The sequence below is a fragment of the Bradyrhizobium sp. NAS96.2 genome (assembly GCF_001908235.1).
GTDB lineage: Bacteria > Pseudomonadota > Alphaproteobacteria > Rhizobiales > Xanthobacteraceae > Bradyrhizobium.
Genome location: NZ_LGHK01000398.1, coordinates 1 through 1499, shown reverse-complemented (window position 1 = coordinate 1499; position 1499 = coordinate 1). Strand labels below are relative to the sequence as shown.

At 63.1% G+C, this 1499-nt stretch carries 1 protein-coding gene; it reads right to left on the bottom strand.

What is annotated here, in order from left to right; all coding sequences use genetic code 11:
- Nucleotides 1–5 precede the first annotated feature (5 nt).
- The coding region (locus AC628_RS41540) for a terminase TerL endonuclease subunit (RefSeq protein ID WP_074132554.1) at nucleotides 6–1499 on the bottom strand (1494 nt) is incomplete at its 5' end.

The window sequence follows — 1499 nt, the reverse complement described above, 5'->3', positions numbered from 1 at the left end:
TCCCATCAGACCACCGTCAGGATATCAGCGCCGGTCACGAGCCTGCCGGCCGAGGGATTCCAGCTCATGAGGATCGCGGCCTGAAACAGCGCGACCAGCGGATCGATTTTTGCGCGGCCGGAGACGGCTTTCGTCACCATCACGGAATTGCCGCGCTGCTCGATCTTTGCGTTTCCGAGAACGAAGGCCATCAGCAGCATGCCGCCGTGCCAGAACGTGCCGTCCGACAGCTTGCGCTCGAGGCCGTACATTGCCGGCGCAAGCGCAGGTCCCTGCAGCAACCGGCGGATCATTTCGTCGGTTACGCCGACCGCGATCAGCGCCTCGATAATGGCCGCCGCGTTGTTCGGATCGATGCCGATCGCGTTTTTCTCCGGCAGCAGGCCCGACGCGATGATCTGCGCGACGATCATCGCGAGCTCGAGGACGTCCTGCGGCACCGGGCAGATCGAAATCTCGCCGGCGTCGGAAAAATCCTGCAGCTGCGCCGCGATGTCTTTGCGGACCTCGAGCACTTTCGGGTTGGCCCATGCCCGGTACCAGGACAGCCATTCGCGCGTCTTGCGATCGCGGCCGATGACGGCCAGGCCGAGCAGGTCGTCGAGGCCGCCGCCGTCGATTCCGATCGTCACGACCTCGGAGCGCTCGAGCAGCGTCTCGAGCGTCAGCGTTTCGTCAACGGCGCCCTCCCAATAATCGGCGCCGCGCCAACCCTCGTTATTGATGCCGACCCCGATCTCGATATTGAGATGCTGCGAGGCCCAAACCTTGATCGCGTCGTCGCCTTTTTCGCGCTCGCTCTCCCAATCGGCGCGCAGCGACGCCAGATGGATCGAGCGGCCGAGGTTCGGCATCACCATCGGCCAGTTGACCGGATCTTTCCAACGCTCCTCGACGCCGGCGGCGCGCTCCTCGCGCGTCAGCGACGCGATATCCGGCGGAAATTCGTAAAGGATCGGCAGCATCGGTCGAATGATCCGGCCGCGATACTTGCCGTCGCGCACGTTGCGCGCAAATTTCAGCTCGGATTTGAATACGCCGGAGGGAATGTCGTCGCTTTGCGTCGTGGTCATCACCAAAACGCCTTCCGGCGTCTTGTCGAGGCCGCCGCGGATCTGGCGCAGCACTTTCGCGGCCGATGCGCTTTTGCCGAGGACGTGCAGCTCGTCGAGCAACACGAAAAACAAGCCCATTGCGCCGGTCAGGATCTTGAGATCGAAGGTTTTGACCTGCGCCTCGGACTTGGTAACGAGGTCCTCGATCACTTTGATATGATCGCGAGGCCGGAAACGCCGGCGCAGATCCGGCGACTCCTCGATCATGCCGACCGCCTGCTCATAGGCACGATCCGAGATCGCCTGCGTCGGACCGACAAACAACGCGGTCCCGCGCGGCCGGAAATTCATCAGCATCGCGACGATCAGCAGCGCCGCGGCGTTGGTCGTTTTCGAGGAGCCTTTCGGGACCAGCGCCAGGATATCGCGGATATAGCGAACCTG